Annotated in this window: 13 protein-coding genes; 9 read left to right on the plus strand and 4 right to left on the minus strand. The window is 45.4% G+C overall.

The features are described from left to right. Positions 1-64: 64 nt before the first annotated feature. Positions 65-415, minus strand: a complete 351-nt coding sequence (locus B5J94_RS11005) for a helix-turn-helix domain-containing protein (RefSeq protein WP_062501394.1) — start codon at positions 413-415, stop codon at positions 65-67. Next, positions 405-707, minus strand: coding sequence for a type II toxin-antitoxin system HigB family toxin (locus B5J94_RS11010; protein ID WP_062501392.1), 303 nt, complete (start codon positions 705-707; stop codon positions 405-407). Before B5J94_RS11010 ends, B5J94_RS11005 begins: the two co-directional genes overlap by 11 nt. 152 nt (positions 708-859) lie before the next feature. Between B5J94_RS11010 and B5J94_RS11015 the strand changes: the two genes are divergently transcribed. The 9 genes from B5J94_RS11015 (at position 860) to B5J94_RS11060 (ending at position 14,710) form a co-directional block, all read left to right on the plus strand. Next, positions 860-2,539: a nitrite/sulfite reductase gene (locus B5J94_RS11015; protein WP_062501396.1), complete on the plus strand. Its 1,680-nt coding sequence runs from the start codon at positions 860-862 to the stop codon at positions 2,537-2,539. Positions 2,540-2,557: 18 nt separating this feature from the next. Beyond that, positions 2,558-3,085, plus strand: a complete 528-nt coding sequence (locus tag B5J94_RS11020; RefSeq protein WP_062501390.1) for a DUF934 domain-containing protein — start codon at positions 2,558-2,560, stop codon at positions 3,083-3,085. Positions 3,086-3,548: 463 nt separating this feature from the next. After that, positions 3,549-4,220, plus strand: coding sequence for a phosphoadenosine phosphosulfate reductase domain-containing protein (locus B5J94_RS11025; protein ID WP_062501490.1), 672 nt, complete (start codon positions 3,549-3,551; stop codon positions 4,218-4,220). 245 nt (positions 4,221-4,465) lie between these two features. Beyond that, positions 4,466-5,839 carry a siroheme synthase CysG gene (gene cysG / locus B5J94_RS11030; protein WP_062501488.1) on the plus strand — a complete coding sequence of 458 codons (1,374 nt, stop codon included), beginning with the start codon at positions 4,466-4,468 and terminating at the stop codon, positions 5,837-5,839. 599 nt (positions 5,840-6,438) lie between these two features. Continuing rightward, on the plus strand, positions 6,439-7,902 hold the full coding sequence (locus B5J94_RS11040; RefSeq protein ID WP_062498654.1) for an SWIM zinc finger family protein: 1,464 nt from the start codon (positions 6,439-6,441) through the stop codon (positions 7,900-7,902). After that, the gene (locus B5J94_RS11045) at positions 7,812-9,362 is read left to right on the plus strand and encodes a DUF5691 domain-containing protein (RefSeq protein WP_143821979.1); all 1,551 of its coding nucleotides are present in this window, start codon (positions 7,812-7,814) and stop codon (positions 9,360-9,362) included. Before B5J94_RS11040 ends, B5J94_RS11045 begins: the two co-directional genes overlap by 91 nt. A 189-nt stretch (positions 9,363-9,551) precedes the next feature. Further along, positions 9,552-10,631: an ATP-binding protein gene (locus tag B5J94_RS11050; RefSeq protein WP_062498656.1), complete on the plus strand. Its 1,080-nt coding sequence runs from the start codon at positions 9,552-9,554 to the stop codon at positions 10,629-10,631. Positions 10,632-10,862: 231 nt separating this feature from the next. Continuing rightward, positions 10,863-13,346 carry a DUF5682 family protein gene (locus B5J94_RS11055; RefSeq protein ID WP_062498657.1) on the plus strand — a complete coding sequence of 828 codons (2,484 nt, stop codon included), beginning with the start codon at positions 10,863-10,865 and terminating at the stop codon, positions 13,344-13,346. Between the two features lie 194 nt (positions 13,347-13,540). Then, positions 13,541-14,710, plus strand: coding sequence for a vWA domain-containing protein (locus B5J94_RS11060; RefSeq protein ID WP_062498658.1), 1,170 nt, complete (start codon positions 13,541-13,543; stop codon positions 14,708-14,710). 307 nt (positions 14,711-15,017) lie between these two features. On the opposite strand, the gene secF is transcribed toward B5J94_RS11060, so the two are convergent. Beyond that, positions 15,018-16,145 carry a protein translocase subunit SecF gene (gene secF / locus B5J94_RS11065; protein WP_062498659.1) on the minus strand — a complete coding sequence of 376 codons (1,128 nt, stop codon included), beginning with the start codon at positions 16,143-16,145 and terminating at the stop codon, positions 15,018-15,020. A 9-nt stretch (positions 16,146-16,154) separates the two neighbouring features. Then, entirely contained in the window at positions 16,155-18,029 is a 1,875-nt protein-coding gene (gene secD / locus B5J94_RS11070) for a protein translocase subunit SecD (RefSeq protein WP_062498660.1), read from the minus strand. Positions 18,030-18,095: the final 66 nt, after the last annotated feature.

Consider the following 18,095-nt stretch of genomic DNA (forward strand, 5'->3'; position numbering starts at 1 on the left):
GTGGAATACAGTTGCTACACATCTATTCAATAGTACAATCAATCATAATTAAGAGCTTACACAATCAAGCAAGCAAACTTTCATAAGGAATTTTTAATCCTTTATGTAGTCTTTTTATCATACTAAGACTAAGGGGGCGTTTGCCATTTAAAATTTCAGAGATTTTACTTTTTGCCCCCAGATAAGGCGTTAATTCATCACGACTAAGTCCCTGCTGTTCCATAGCAAAATAAATGGCAGAAACAGGGTCGGCATGGGGAATGGGATAATGCTTACTTTCATAATGTTCAATCAATGCCAATAGAATATCTCTCTCATCGGCTTGCCTTGTACCATTTTCGGCCTGAAATACTTTTTCAAGGGCGATAAAAGCAAGAGTTAAATCATCATCATTTTTAATGGGCTTAATGGTCATTGATTGTCTCCACGTCTATTTTGTCACAGTCAGAATGCATGCCAATAAATTTAACCCACACCACGCCAACCTGATAAGCGATTTCAACCACAAGGCGATAATTGTTGCCACCGATATTAAAAACCACAAGGTTATTTCCAACAAAACTTGCCGTTGCAAAATCGTTTTTTATATCTTGGGGTGTTTTCCATTCTGATTTTAATACAAAATCATGCCAAGCGAGCAAGGGCGTTTTTGCATCTGCATGATTTTCATAAAATTGTACTAAGGTGCGTTTGGCAATCACTCGCATAATTTTCTCTTAAATGAATTCATTATAGTTCCTTTTTTGGGAATTTGCAACCGAGCTATGCAAATTCCCCCTATCTATATGCCATTTTTGCATTACCCTTTTTGACGGCTTTTTTTTACCATATCGCCATTAACAGCCAAACGGAACCAGCCATGTATCAATATTCCTATGCCGACCAAGCCCTTGTCAATGAACGTGTCGCCCAGTACCGCCGTCAGACCGAGCGGTATTTGGCAGGCGAGTTGCCAGAAGATGAGTTTTTGCCCATTCGCCTACAAAACGGACTTTATATCCAACGCCACGCCCCCATGCTTCGTATCGCCATTCCCTATGGGCTTTTGGCAAGCTATCAAATGCGAACGCTGGCTCACATTGCCGACACTTATGATAAGGGCTATGGGCATTTTACCACTCGCACCAACATTCAGTTTAACTGGGTCAAATTGCCCGAAGTCCCTGACATCTTACAGCTACTGGCGGACAACCAAATGCACGCCATTCAGACATCGGGCAACTGCATTCGCAACACCACGACCGACCCCTATGCGGGCATTCATGGCGATGAGATTGCCGACCCACGCCCTTACTGCGAGATTATCCGCCAATGGAGTACTTTTCACCCTGAGTTCGCCTATTTGCCACGCAAATTTAAAATTGCCGTCATTGGCACAACTGCCGACCGTGCCGCCACGCAGGTGCATGATATTGGACTTCATATAGTACAAAAAAATGGCGAGATTGGTTTTGAAGTTATCGTTGGGGGCGGACTTGGGCGGACACCGATGATTGGTAAAGTCATTAACGAATTTTTGCCACGCCGTCATTTATTGAGTTATTTGGACGCTATTTTAAGGGTGTATAATCTAGAAGGACGGCGTGATAATAAATACAAAGCTCGTATTAAAATATTGGTTGAGAGTATGGGCAAAGATGAATTTTCCAAAAAAGTGGATATAGAATGGCAATATTCCAAAGACGGCGATTTGACATTGACAGATGAACATTTTAAAAAGGCAGAAAGTTATTTTAGCGAGCCTGATTATGAAACGATTGACCCATTAACAGCAAATGAAATTTTACAAAAACAATTAAATGCCGATAAAGATTTTAAAAATTGGTATGAGCATAATACCGTCATTCATAAAATAAACGGTTATAAAGCGGTTGTTATATCACTAAAAGAAGGCGTGATAAATGACAAATATATTCCAGCAGGCGATTTGACAAGTTACCAGATGAATAAACTTGCCGATTTGGCGGATAAATATTCCTTAGGCGAGATTCGTGCCACGCATCAGCAAAATTTGGTATTGGGTGATGTTAAAATCACCGACCTTTATGATTTATATCACACCCTAAAAGAGCTTAATTTGGCTCGTGCTAATATTGGTACGCTGACTGATATGATAGTTTGCCCAGGGTTTGATTATTGTTCGCTTGCCAATGCCACCACGCATAATATCGCCCATAACATTGAAAATGCCTTTAATGATTTGGATTATTTATATGATTTGGGGCAAATTCGCCTAAATATGTCGGGCTGTATGAATGCCTGTGCTCATCATCATGTGGGCGATATTGGTATTTTGGGCGTGGATAAAAAAGGCGAGCATTGGTATCAGATTAGTCTGGGCGGAAGTTCTGGGGCGGATGCACGACTTGGGCAGGTATTGGGGCGAGCGGTATCGGCTGATGATGTGGCGGATACGATTTTAACCATTGCCAATGTTTATAAAAACAATCGCCAAGAGACGGCGAACGATATAGAGACTTTTGCCGATTATGTGCAACGAGCAGGTATCGCCCCGTTTAAAGAAGCGGTTTATGGTTGATATAAAAAGGATAAAAATATGAAATTGATTATTTTAAAAAATGACGTAGCAAGCCAAGATTTATCAGACGTGGTGTTATATGCTCCCAATATGTCTGATGATGAAAAAACGGCATTGTTCCAAAGTATTGATTTGACAATAAGCGATACATTGGCAAATAAAGAAAACTCCCTAACCGTTATATTGGAAAAAGATTATAAAAATAGCCATTTGGATTATCATATTTTATTAACGGCTGATGATAATGAACATGAATTGGCACAAAGTTTGGATATTAACACGTTAAAAAATATCCTAATTTATGTCAAAGATTTTAAAGACGGGCGAGTATTTAGCCTAATCCGCCAACTCCGCAAAATCAACAATCACGCCACAATAATCGTGGGCGGTGCATTTGGGCTTGACCAGTCCAGCTATTTTGTCAAATCAGGGGCGAATGGTTTTATCGTGAGTGATGATAAAGTGGAAACGCTGATATTAACCTTAAATGATTTAAAAACCGCCCAAAGCCGACAATCGGTCAATGCGTTGCCGATGTTTCGCTAGGTGTTAAATACAGATATGTAGGGGCGAATTTCAATTCGCCCAAATAAACTTTACCATAGGATAAATGATATTGTCCTATGGTTTTTTATACACCTAACAAACTTAGTATTTACCACAGGCTTTGTAGGGACTGGCTCCGCACGTCCTTTGATAACATGCCAATTTTTATAGGCGTGCACAGCACGCCCCTACACCCAAACTTCATTAAATCTCTTTCCAAACTAAAAATAAACCCTTATAAGTATTGGGGTTGAAGTTTTTAAAAATCCATAAAAATCAGGGTTTGGAAAGAAGTCTATTATGTTTGTGGTAATTTTAAAGTTTCTCGGGTGTATTTAAAAAATTTTAAAATTAAATACAAAATTTAATATGCCAAAACCGATTAACGATAGTAATTTTTATAAGATTACAAATAAAAAATTTCGTTTTATGATATACCTGTTTTAGTTAATCGGAGCCTATCATGTCAAAAACTATTGTCAATGAACAAAACCTTGATGAATATAATTCATCACTCACTGGCAAAACACCCCAAGAGATTGTTAAATGGGCGTTATCCATTGCCAAAAATCCCATTATTACTACCAATTTTCGCCCTTATGAAGCGTCTATTTTGCATTTGGTATCAAGCATTCGCCCTGATATTACCGTGCTATTTGTGGATAGCGGATATAATACCGTGCAAACTTATAAACACGCCCAAAAACTCATTAAAGAATTAAATCTAAATGTGGTTACTTATATCCCCGCCCAAACTCGTGCCTTTCGTGATGTGGCATTGGCGGACGTTACCATAAATGGTATTCCTGATGTGGATAGCGACTATCATGCCGAATTTACCGAACAGGTCAAATTAGAACCGTTTCGCCGTGCATTGGTGGAGTTAAATCCTGATGTGTGGTTTAATGCCATTCGTAAAGACCAAACCGAATTTCGCACGGCATTGGACGTATTAAGCCTATCCAAAGACGGTGTATTAAAAGTCGCTCCGTTGTTTTATTTATCGGCAGATGAATTAAATACTTATCAAGCCAATCATGGATTACCAACCATATCAGAATATGGCGAAGATGATTATTTTGACCCAACAAAAGCGTTGGCACACCGTGAATGCGGATTACATACGCAATTATAAAAAATGTGGTATTGTTCAATAAAAATATATTTTAAAATTCGGGCGTGTAGGGGCAATTTATTCGCCCAAAAATCAACACTTTATCAAAGGGCAAATTGCAATTTTCCCCTACAAATCCACCCAAAAGTATGGTTAATTAACAATGCCAAAAATGTATATTTAAAATAAAAGGACGTGTTCAACACGCCCCTGCAATCCGTAAATCAAATTTATCTCATTATTTATCATTTAGCCAAAACGCCAATATGAATACCTTGCCTTTATTTTTTAATCTAAATCAAAAAACCGCCCTTATCATTGGGGGCGGAGATGTCGCCCAAAGAAAAACCACATTATTAACCAATGCAGGGGCAAGATTGGTTGTGCTTGCTAAACATTTTGATAAAGAGTTTAAAGAATTTTTAATTCATCATAATCATATCATCATTCAAAAATCTTATGAAAAACAGGATTTAATTGATATAAAAAATGAGCATGAGATTATATTGGTCATTTGTGCCACCGATGATAATGATTTGAATAAAATCGTTCATCAAAATGCCAAAGAAATTGGGCTGTTTATCAATGTTGTGGATACGCCAGAGTTATGCGATTTTATATTCCCTGCGATTGTGGATAGAGACCCGATTACCATTGGCATTTCATCAAATGGTAAAGCCCCTGTATTGGCTCGCCTTATCCGTGCCAAAATAGAAAGCAGTTTGCCAATCAATATCGGCGACATTGCCAAAAAAGCAGGCGAATTTAGAAATACTGTTAAAGAAAAATTAAGTACGATAAACCAAAGACGGCATTTTTGGGAAAAGATTTTTACCAATGCTTTAAATGACAAACCCATAAAAAATTTGTCCGATGAATTAAATGATTTTATCAAAAATGACAATAAAAACACAGGCGAAGTCTATATCGTGGGAGCAGGGGCAGGCGACCCTGATTTATTGACCTTTAAGGCATTGCGACTTATGCAACAGGCGGACGTGGTGCTGTATGATGCCCTTGTTTCGCCTGCCATTGTGGAGTTGTGTCGGCGTGATAGCGACAAGATTTTTGTCGGCAAAAAACGCAGTCATCACACCAAAACCCAAGATGAGATTAACACCCTTATCGTGCAGTATGCCAAGTGTGGCAAGCGTGTGCTACGCCTAAAAGGGGGCGACCCGTTCGTGTTTGGGCGTGGGGGCGAGGAGATGCTAGCGTGCCGTACTGCGGGCGTGCCATATAAAGTCGTGGCAGGGATTACGGCAAGCCTTGCAGGGGCGAGCGGGGCGGGCATACCGCTCACGCATAGGAGGCTTGCGACCAGTGTGCGGTTTTTGACGGCGTGCTATCAGGACAGCGAGTTTGACGGTCTAAAAAGCGTGTATCACAAGGACGAGACGCTCGTGTTTTATATGGGGCTTCATGCCATTGACAAAGTCGTGGCGAACCTGACCAAAAGCGGACTTAGCACGGATACGCCCATGGCGATTATCTCAAATGCCAGTTTGCCAAATCAAGCGGTACTGACAGGGTTGCTTTCAAATATTGTACAAAAACAAGCAGTTGCCAATCTGCCTGCCCCTGCAATTATCGTGGTGGGGAATGTGGTGGAAGTGTATGAGCGTGGGGGTGAATTGTAATTTGTTTTGTATCAAAATTTTAATTTAAACCAATAATTGGGCGAATGTGATTCGCCCCTACACATCTGTATTTTAAAAAGGTTAATTTTTGGAATAATACCAAATCATCTAAATAGAGTAATTAAATTAGGGTAAGTTGATAAATTGGTTTTAAAAAATTTTAAAATGCTGGCTCTGGTTCAAAAAGTATGCTACAAGGAAAACCGTTCGTGGTGAGCTTGTCGAACCATGACGGTTTTCCCACCCGCAGGCATGGCTCAGGGCGAACGGAAAACCTAGTTCAGCATACTTTTTAGACTACTATCTAAAATGTCAAATAAATGGTTTGTTAAATCCATTTTACATGATACTTTTGTAATAAATCTCTTTCCAAACTAAAAATAAACCTTTATAAGTATTGGGGTTGAAGTTTTTAAAAATCCACAAAAATCGGGGTTTGGAAAGAAGTCTAATATTCCCATAATTGTCCATTATGGGATTTTTATTGTAACACATCATCTCTTTATCCCCAAACCCCCTTTTCATAAAGCCACTCATTCTCATCTACCTTGTACAACTTTTCGCTCCATGCTATAATCCCCCAAAAAGGACATTTTTCCATGACTTTAACCCTACAAAAAATAGAAGACATCGCCCCTGACCAAGCGTCCTTATCGTCCGCCAAAAAACTCCTAGCAGACAGCAAATGGCAAGGGCAGGGCTTTTGTGAGACGACTCACACCGCTTGGGGTGAGTGTCAAGGCTCAGGCTCAAAGCCCTATTATGTCGTGGTGGACGTGTCCGACATCGGCTACAAATGCACTTGTCCGTCTCGCAAATTCCCCTGCAAACACGCCCTAGCTCTCATGTGGCGATATGTCAATGATTCATCGCCTTTTTTGCCGTCCGTTACGCCTGATTGGGTGGCAGATTGGCTGGGCAGACGTAGAAAGACTGCCAAAGCCGACAAGGCAGACGACAACACCGACAACCCCAAATCCACACCCAAAAAATCACTTGCCCTAGCTGACACAGACGAGCCTACCACGCCCATTGACTCCAAAAAAGCCGAATCCGCCAAAAAACGTGCCGAAAAAGTCAAGGCAAATACCGATGCCCAAATCGGCACAGGACTGCAAGAATTTGTCGGCTGGCTTGATGACCAGTTACGGCTTGGTATGGGGGCGTTTATGGACAATGCGACCGAGCGAAGTCGGCAGATTTCCGCTCGCCTTGTGGACGCTAAGGCAGGCGGACTTGCGTCCATGGTGGACGAGTTGCCGTCCGTGCTATTTAACACGCCAAAAGCCGACCGAGCCAGCGTGGCGTTTGGGGCGTTTGGGCGGTGGTATCTACTTTGCCAAGCGTGGCAAAAAAATCCTGACGACCCCGACATTCGCCGTACCATTACCCGAGCCGAGAATAAGGACGAGCTTATCCAAAATCCGTTTTTGGCGGTGGTGGGCGTGTGGCAGGTGGTGGGCGAGCGAACCCATAACCGCAAAGACGGACTCATCAGCCACACCACTTATCTTGTTAAAATGACAGACGGCACGGACAACGCCGATAACGTACCAAACACCGCCATATTACAAGATTTTCATCACCCCACATCAGGGGTAAAACGCACAGGCAGTCATGTCGGTTCGCTTATGGCAGGAAGGCTTATTTATTATCCAAGTCGTGTGCCGTGTCGGGCGTTTTTTGAGACGGTGGAGACCAAGCCTGTTGCCACAAGCCTTTCTTACTATGACCCAAATCATGACTTAAACACCAACGCCACACCAAGCCTACTGCCTATCGTGCCACAGCTTAGTACGGACAACTTACGCACCGCTTACGCCAAACAGCTCAATGAGCTACCTTGGGCAAGCGAGCTGTTTCACACGCTGGGCAAAGGACACATCGCCAAAGACGAGACAGGGCGGTTTTGGTATGTGGGCGATGAGACGATACGCCTTGCCAATACTGACCTATCGCCCCTTGTGCTGTCGTGCGACATACAGTACGCCTTTATCGTGTGGGACGGTGTGGCAGGCGAGCTTTTGAGTGTACAGACAACATGGGGGCTTTTGACGTGCTAAAACAAACGATAGATGACAGCTATGCAAAGCTCATGATAGCCAATGACGGCTTGCATGAGATGACAGGGGGCGACTGGGGCGAGCTTGCCACACTTATCCAAAATAGCCCACACCCCACGCTTACCCAAATCACGCTCATGAGCCAATACGAGCAAATGCGATACACCCACGCCCCAAGCACCGCCTTGACCCGAGCGTCCGCCTTGCCAACCTTACCCACGCCAATATTACCCACGCCCTTGCACCGTTTGGCAAGGCAGGTATTGGAGGGTTGTCATGATGACACCATGCAGACGGTGCGACTGCTTGATTTTATCCATGAGCGTGGCTATGTCGTTCCGCCAACGGTGTGGCTACCGCCAAAAAATATGCTCACCCATTTAGACGAGATGAGTGCCGAGAGTAAATTGCCCGATGAGTATCTGGCATGGTGTGCGTGGGTAGGGGGCGATGATAGCACTCATGCCCACACAGAGCTGACCGATGAGACGTGGGACGAGTTTTATCCTGCTCAAAGGCGTGAAATGTTAAGGCAACTGCGTCATAGCGACCCAAACTTCGCCCTTGATTTGATTGCTAAATTCGCCCCCAATGAACCTGCCGATAAGCGGTTTGATTTGATAGAAGTCTTGGCAGTCAATCTGTCTGACGATGACAAGCCATTTTTGCAAAGCCTACAAAAAGACCGCTCCCAAAGAGTCAAACAGCTTGCCAGCACCTATCTGGCACGGCTTGGCGAGTTTGATGATAAGGATACGCTTGCCGATGAATTATTTGATGAATTAGAGGTTGGGGCGGACGGTATTATTTTTAAAGCGACCAAAAATAACAAACTGCGTGAAAATCGTTTTGAAAAATTACAAAAGGTCAATTTATTTGCCCTTGCCAAAAAATTTGAGTTATCATTGGGCGAATTTTTATTGGCATGGGATTATGACGGCAATGAAAGAAAAGGCAGTTCTCACAATTACAGCCATGCTTTTTTTGAAAGAATGGCAAGCATGATAAGCGATGATGAATTGATAAGTATTGCCAATCCTTTATTAAAAATCATTGATAAAAAAGGCGATTATTATGGGTATTATTTTTATTCGCTCATTCGCCCCCGTTTGTCATTAGAGACTCGCCAAGAATATATGTATAAAAAATTTGTCAAAGGCGAAGACTTTAATCAATTATTGCTTTTTATGCCAAAATATTTATCATTAAATTTTAATGCCTTACAAATCAGTAGCAGTTATAAAAAACTCATGACCGATCTTGAAAATTGGCAACAAAAAAATTCAGGTTATATAGACAACTGGCATATTATCCATGAAATTTTTGCCTTAGGTTTATTATTAAATCAAGACACCGCCAAAGAATGTTTGGCTCATTTAGTGCAAATGGGCGTGATAAAAACCGACCCTGTATTGGCGACATTGCATTTTAATGCGTTATTGGATAATAGGGTGGATTGATTTTGTTAAAAATAAACTTCCTGCAAAACCAGTTTTCCGTTCGCCCTGAGCTTGTCGAAGGGTGAAAAAAACCTTTTCATGGTTCGACAAGCTCACCACGAACGGTTTTCTTTAATTCAAGGTTTTGCAGGAAGTTCATTTACCCCAACAACCAATTTTATTTTCAAATTTATTTAAAAGGAAAAACCCATGACCGACATTTTACGCCAACCTGCCGAAGTGATTTATGCTCACGAATTATCCGCCCTAAAAGCGGACGACACCGCCCAAAAACCGACAGGCTGGCACTTGTCGCCCCAAGCGGTGGTCAAATATCTCATGGGTGGCACGACATCAGACGGCACAACTATCAGCGAAAAATATGTGGGCAATCGCAAGCTCATTGAGACGGCGGTGGCGACCTTAGCGACCGATAGGGCGTTGCTACTACTTGGCGTACCAGGGACAGCAAAATCGTGGGTGTCCGAGCATTTGTCAGCAGGTATCTGTGGCGACAGCACCCGAGTGATTCAATGTACCGCAGGCACGGACGAAAACCAAATCCGCTATGGCTGGAATTACGCCCAACTGCTCGCCAAAGGTCCAAGTCGTGATGCCCTTGTCCCCACGCCCCTGTTCCGTGCCATGCAAGACGGCACATTATGCCGATTAGAAGAGCTGACTCGCATGGGTTCGGACGTACAGGACACGCTCATCACGGTGTTATCCGAAAAAATGCTACCGATTAGCGAGCTTGATGATGCGGTCTATGCCAAGCGTGGCTTTAATGTCATCGCTACCGCCAACAACCGTGATAAGGGGGTCAATGAGTTATCGAGTGCCTTAAAACGCCGTTTTAATGTCGTGGTGTTGCCCTTGCCTGACGACATGAACGAAGAGATAGCCATTGTCGCCAAACGTGTGGCAGAAATGGGGACAAGCCTAGAATTGCCCGTGCCAAAAAACACGAGCGATGAGATTGCCAAAGTCATCACCATGTTCCGTGAACTTCGTGGGGGCGAGACCCTAGACGGCAAGATTGCCCTAAAAACGCCCACAGGCAACCTATCCACTGCCGAAGCCATATCGGTCATGGTGAGCAGTTTGTCGCAGTCGCATTGGTTTGAAAATGGCACGTTGTCGGCGGACATCGTGAGCCAAAATATGCTGGGGGCGATTATCAAAGACCCTGTACAAGATAAAGCGGTATTGGAAGAATATTTAGAAACGGTATTAAAAAAGCGTAAAGATTATGCTGAATTTTATCGGATTTTTAATGAGTTGTTGTAATGTAAAGGGTTGGGTTTTTAAAATTATTTTAAAAGTGGTAAGGTGCGTATAACGCACCAATAAGATTTTTTATTGGTATTGCCAATCAACCGCCTTTGGGTAGATTTGTAGGGGCAAATTGCAATTTGCCCTGTGATAAAGTGTTGATTTTTGGGCAAATGTAATTTTCCCCTACAATATTTAATTCTGGGTTTTGCAGAGCGTTTATTAAAATCATCTTAAAAGGATAATATGAAAAACATTCATTATTTTGGCATTAGACATCATGGCGTGGGTAGCACCAAACGCCTATTGTCCGCCCTTGACCGCCTACAACCCAAAAAGGTGCTGATAGAAGGGGCGAGCGATTGTACCGAGCTTTTGCCTTTATTGGCTCATGCCCAAATGCGTCCGCCTGTGGCATTGCTTGCTTATGCCAATGAATTTCTCGAATGCCATATCTATTATCCTTTTGCCAATTTTTCGCCCGAATATCAAGCGGTATTGTGGGCGATAAATCATGGGGCGGAAGTTGCGTTTATTGATTTGCCTGTCTCAGTAACATTGGCAGGGCAAATTGAACAAATGCAAAATTTAAAAGAAGAAATGGAGCAAGAATTAAATGATGAATTAGATAATAAAGATGATTTAAAAGATGAATTAAAAGAAAAAATAGAAAATGATTTAGAAAATAACTCAAAAAGCGATTTAGAAAATAATTTAGAAAATAACTCAAAAAGCGATTTAGAAAATAATTTAGAAAATGAATTGGATAATGAATTAAACGACAACCAACAAGAGCTTATCCAATTACGCCTTGACCCCATTGGCATGATTGGGCGTTTGGCAGGCTATGATGACGGCGAGAGCTTTTGGAATGACGTGGTGGAGCAGTCGGCAGTTGATGACGTGGCGGTGTTTGGGGCGGTGCATGAGATGATGAGAGCCTTACGCCAAAAGGTGCTAGATGAGAAGGTTGCCGACCATGACAGCGACACGGACGGGGACGACTACCGAGAAGCCTTTATGCGTCAAGAGATTAGACGGCACGCCAAAGACACGGACGAGTGCGTGGCGGTGGTGTGTGGAGCATGGCACGTTCCTGCGTTGTCGCCTGATTTTGCCCTGACCCAAGACGGCAAAGTGATGACTTATACCGCCAAATCAGATACGGCATTGTTAAAAAACTTACCCAAAAAATTACCCACGTCCAAATTCAAAACCACATGGATACCCTACACCAGCCCACGCCTAGCCAAAGTGGGGCAGGGCTATGGCTATGGGGCAGGGGTGGACGCTCCCATGTGGTATCAGCATTTGTGGGAAAATAGTACAAATGTACACGAAAACTGGCTCACCAAAATCGCAACCGCCCTACGCAAAAGGGGTCATGTCATCTCAACTGCGTCCGTGATAGAAGCGACCTGCCTTGCCCAGAGTCTGACGCTGGTGCGGGGACGGCGTGCGGTGGGGTTTGAGGAGCTGTGCGAGGCGGTGGTGGCGTGCTTGTGTTTTGGCGAGCGGGTGCTGTGGCAGACGATAGCCGATGAGATATTGCTTGGCAAGGACGTGGGCGGTATTCCTGATGATTTGCCCCTTGCACCGCTTTTAGAAGACTTAGAACGCCTAAAAAAACAAACCAAACTAAAAGCCGAAGCGACCCCCAAAGAGGTGGATTTTGACCTAAGGAGTGAGATTGGACTCAAAAAATCACACCTAATGCACCGCCTTGCCATTTTGGGCGTGCCGTGGGGCGAGCCACGCCATACAGGGAGCAGTCGGGGGACGTTCCGTGAGCGGTGGGAGATTTGTTGGCAGGCAGAATTTGCCGTGTCGCTTATTGAAAATCTGGTCTATGGCAACACCATTTTTGAGGCGAGCAGTAACCGCCTAAGCGAAAAAATCGCCCAAACGGACGAGCTTGGTGAGCTTGCCAAACACGTCCAAACCGCCCTAGAAGCAGGGCTTGACAAATCCGCCATGACAGGCGTACAACGGCTGTCCGAGCAAGCCACGCATACCGATAATGTGCTGACTTTGCTTGGCAGTTTGTCGCCACTTATCCATTTAGAACGCTATGGTACGGCTCGTAAGGTTGCCCTTGATAAGGTGGGCGAGCTGGTCTATGAGCTGACCGTCAAGGCAAGCGTGGGACTGCCTTTTGCCATAAAAAATATCAACGATGACGAAGCGGACGATTATCACAGACATATCGTGGACGTGCATGGGGCGTTAAAACTTAGCCAAAACGATGAGCTTATGGACGTGTGGTGGCAAGCATTGGGCGAGATAAGTGGCGAGCTACTGGCTCGTGGCGGACAAAGTGGTCATTGGCGGATTGTGGGACTAGCAAGTCGCCTTTTGTACCAAAGCGAACGCTTGACGGCGGACGAGCTGACCACGACCTTACAAAAAACGCTGTCGCCCACAGTGGGGGCAAGCCAATCGGCACGCTTTTTTGAGGGCTTTTTTAGTGGGGCGACTGACCAGCTTTTGTATGACAAACCGCTTTTGACGACCCTAGAAACATGGCTATTGGCTCTTGATGAGACCGATTTTACCGAGTATTTGCCCCTGTTTCGCCGTGTGTTTGGTCATCTAGATAGCCATGAGAGAAAACGGCTGTTGGAGATGATTTTTGGGCGTGGTGGGGCAGATGACGTGTTTGTTCATCATGAGGATTTGGCAGAATTTTGGCAAATCCACGTTCGGCAGTTGGTAGGGCTGTTGGGGTAGGTGGTGTTTGCTGAATATGCTCGTTGTTAGTCTTACCAACGGGCGTGTGCAACACGCCCCTACAAAAGCCTTATTAAAAAATATAGAATTGGTGCGGATTGGGGTTAATTTGCTATGCAACGGTAAAATATAACGTCCACAATCAAAACAAATACGCCCCAACGACCCCAGTTATTTTAAATCAAGGAAACCCCATGAACACCCCAGAACAAGAAAAATCCCGCCGTTGGCATTTGGTATTGGGTGGCGATGATGCCAGCCTATCCGATAGGGACAAACGCTTATCGCAAGCCCTAACCGCCCTATATGGTGGGGGAGATGACGATAAAAAAGCAGGGCTTGGGCGGTCTGCCCCCAAAGTGGCAAAATGGCTTGGCGACATACGAGAGTTTTTCCCAAGTTCGGTGGTGCAGGTGGTGCAAAAGGACGCTTTTGAACGGCTTGGGTTAAAACAAATGCTGTTGGAGCCTGAATTTTTGTCGGCAATGGAAGCGGACGTACATTTGGTGGCGGACTTGGTGAGCCTGCGTAGTGCCATGCCTGACAAAACCCTAGACACGGCACGCCAAGTCATCAAAAAAGTGGTGGACGAGCTGTTAAAAAAGCTAGAAAACAAAACCACAGAAGCCATTCGTGGGGCGGTCAATAAATCCAAACGCACCTACCGCCCACGCTTTAACGACATTGATTGGGGGCGGACGATACAAGCCAATTTACGCCATTATCAGCCAAATTATCACACCATTGTGCCTGAGACGCTCATCGGCTTTATGCGTCAAAATCGCAAATTGGCTGACCTTGATGAAGTGGTTTTGTGCGTTGACCAGTCGGGTTCTATGGCAAGCTCGGTGGTGTATAGTGCGATTTTTGCAGGGGTCATGGCAAGCATTCCTGCGGTCAAGACTCGGCTGGTGTGCTTTGATACGGTGGTGCTGGATTTGACGGACGACCTTGCCGACCCTGTGCAGGTGCTGTTTGGCGTACAGCTTGGCGGTGGCACGGACATTAACCAAGCGGTGGCGTACTGTGCCGACAAGATAGAACGCCCCGCCCAAACGCATCTTATTCTTATCACCGACCTATACGAAGGGGGCAACGAAAAAGAACTCATCAGTCGCATTGCCAACCTAAAACGCCAAGGCGTAAACGTGATTACCTTGCTTGCCCTGTCCGATGACGGGCGACCGTCTTATGATGAGAATTTGGCGAAAGTGTTTGCAGGGCTTGACTGTCCTGTGTTTGCCTGTACGCCTGATGAATTTCCTGACATGATGGCAGTCGCCCTAAAACGCCAAGACGTGCTGGCGTGGGCGTCCGATAGGGGGATTAAGACGGTGCGGGCACAGTGTGAGATGGGGGTGTAAAGGTGGGTTGCCAAATTAATTTGTTTTGTTGGTCATGAATTGGATTTTTGCCATAGGATTGTAGGGGCGTGCTGAGCACGCCTATAAAATTAGTATAATCATTTAACTTCAAAATACACCCATTGGCAGTAAGGTGCGTGGTACGCCACCCTACAAAAACCTTATTAAAAAATGTGGCATTGGTGTGAATTGGAGTTAATTTACTATAAAAAAGCATGGTGTATACCACACCAATTTACCCAATTCATTTATATTTTTCCAAAACCAAAACCGCCCAAAGTTATTTGAGCGGTTTTTAAATTTGCAATCAATCTTGGGCATTTTGGAGTTTGGGGTCAGCAAAGACCACCACTTCTTCTTCAAATTCAGGTTTGACACGCACCACAAAATCTTCACGAGACAAGCCCATACGCAAAGGAATGGAGCTGGCAACATAGACCGATGAATACGTCCCTGCAATGGTGCCGATAAACTGAGCCAGAGCAAACCAAAATAGCCCATCACCACCCAAAAACAGCAAGGCAAGCACGACCACAAAGACCGTACCAGACGTCATGCAAGTACGGCGTAAAGTCTCAGTCAAAGATAGGTCAATGACTTGACGGGGTAGCAGTCCACGCACACGGCGGAAGTTCTCACGGATACGGTCATAGACCACGATGGTGTCGTTCACCGAATAACCAATCAATGCCAGCACAGAAGCCAGTACGGTCAAGTCAAACGGCCAACCAAAGATGGCAAACAGTCCACACACTACAATCACGTCATGGAACAGGGCGAGCGTTGCCCCCACTGCCAATTTGAATTGAAAGCGAATGGAGATGTACACCATCATTAGGATGAGTGCCAACCCTAACGCCATGAGCGACTGTGTATAGACTTCTTTGCCCACTTGACTGCCGATGATATTGACATTATCCACTTTGGCAGGGTTGGCAGGGAGATTTAGAGCGTCACTTAGGGCATCGCTTAGACCTTCGGGGTCTTTGTTTTCTTGGGGTGGCAGACGAATGAGTAGCTCTTGACGGGTGCCAAGATACTGCACGACCGCATCATTAAAGCCTTTGTCAGCTAGGGCAGAAGCAACCTGTGCTTGCTCCACAGGCTGACTGTATGCCACATCGGCAGAGATACCGCCTGTGAAGTCTAGCCCGAGATTTAACCCCTTGGTGGTGATGGCAACCAGACTGGCAATCACCAAGATGGCGGAGAGAACCACCATGGGGATTTCTAATTTCATAAACGGGATAATGCGTTTATTGCCCAGTAGTTTGACCCCACCTTCTTTTTCGGCAAACTCATCGGTTTGGGCGATGATGGCTTGATTGTCAAGACTGGCATTGGCGGCGGCGTTACTGCCTTTGCCATCACGGCGTGGGGCACGACGACGGCGAGTCTCACCAGTGGTGTTAAGATTGTCGTTATTGTCTGTCATCTTCTACTCCTAGCCGATACTGATTTTGGTGAGGTTTTTGCGATTGCCATACCAGATTTGCATCAAGGCACGTGTGACGATGATGGCGGTAAATAGCGAGGTAATGATACCAATCGCAAGCGTGATGGCAAAGCCCTTGACAGGGCCTGTACCGATGGCAAACAAGATAAAGGCAACAAGCAACGTCGTGATGTTACCATCAAAGATGGAACTAAATGCACGGTCAAAGCCTGCAACAATGGCGGATTTGGGTTTGGCTCCATTAGCAAGTTCTTCACGAATTCGCTCAAAAATCAGCACGTTGGCATCGACCGCCATACCCATGGTTAGCACGACCCCAGCGATACCAGGCAGGGTCAGCGATGAGCCGATGATGGACATCACCGCCGCCAGCGTAATGATGTTAAAGGCAAGGGCGATGTTGGCAATCACGCCACAAGCACGATAGAACACAATCATCCATAAGAACACGAGCAGATAGCCGATTTTAGACGCACTAAGACCTTTATCGATGTTATCTTGACCCAGCGATGGACCAATGGTACGCTCTTCGACAAAGTACATCGGTGCCGCCAACGCCCCAGAACGAAGCAGTAGGGCAAGCTCGCCAGCTTCGGCAGGGCTGTCTAGTCCTGTGATGACAAAGGATGAACCTAATACTGCCTGAATGGTGGCTTGGTTGATGACCCGAGTCTCACTATAAGGCTGACGCACTTCCTTAGTCTCGCCTGTGGCGGGGTCAGTCTCATAGCCAACACGTTGTTTGTTTTCAATAAATAGCACCGCCATCTGCTTGCCCACACTGGTGCGAGTGGCGTTTTTCATGAGGCGACCGCCTGCTGTGTCTAGGGTGATGGATACCTGCGGGCGACCATTTTCATCAACACCGGCTTGGGCGTTTTGGACTTTATCACCTGTCACGATGGCTTGACGGTCAAGTAAGACGGGTGGACCATCAAGCGTGCCAAAAGGAAAGGCTTCGGTACCAGCAGGGGCGATACCGCCTGTGAAGTTATGAGCGTCTTCACTGACCATGCGAAACTCTAAGTTTGCCGTACGACCCAGTACACGTTTGGCTTCGGCGGTGTCCTGAACACCGGGTAGCTCAACGACGATACGGTTGGTGCCTTGTGACTGTACCAGTGCTTCTGCCACACCCAGCTCATTGATGCGGTTACGCAGGGTAGTCAAGTTCTGACCGACGGCATACTCGTTGATTTGGTTTAGGGCTTGTTCGGTATAAGTGAGTTCCAACACCGCCCCGTCATTACTGGCAAGGGGTCTTAGCGTGAAGTCCATCATGCTCCCTTGTAGGGCGTTTTGAGCCCGGTTGCGTTCATCGTCGCTGTTAAAGGTCAGCATCATGCCATCTTTGGTGGTTCTTAGGCTTTTGACAGCAATTTTGGCGGTACGCAGATTGCGACGCACGTCTTGGGTGGCAACCGTTAGGCGTTGCTCTAACGCTTTATCCATGTCCACTTCTAGGACGAACCGCACGCCCCCACGCAAGTCCAGACCCAGTTTCATCGGTTTTGCCCCGATGTTTTTTAGCCATTCGGGCGTGGTCTGGGCAAGGTTTAGTGCCACAACGTAGTTCTCGCCTAGATTTTGGCGTAAGGTCTCTTGGGCTTTGAGCTGGTCTTCGGCGGTATTTAGGCGAATCAAGGCACTGTTATTGGCAAAGCTACCATCATGATGTGCCAAACCTGCCTTATCAAGCAGATCCTGTGACTGCACCAACACGTCAGATGTCAGCTCGGTGCCAGCACTGGCACCTGTGATTTGTACCGCAGGTTCGTCAGGGTAGAGATTGGGCAGGGCGTACAAGCCAGCAACGACCAGCACCACAGCGATGAGTATGTATTTCCAAGCAGGGTAATGCATAAGGACTTCTTTACAAAGGTTGATGATGTGGGTTTGGTTTATTAATTAAATCATTTAAAAACTGCA

The organism is Moraxella lacunata (assembly GCF_002027545.1).
Taxonomy (GTDB): Bacteria; Pseudomonadota; Gammaproteobacteria; order Pseudomonadales; family Moraxellaceae; genus Moraxella; species Moraxella lacunata.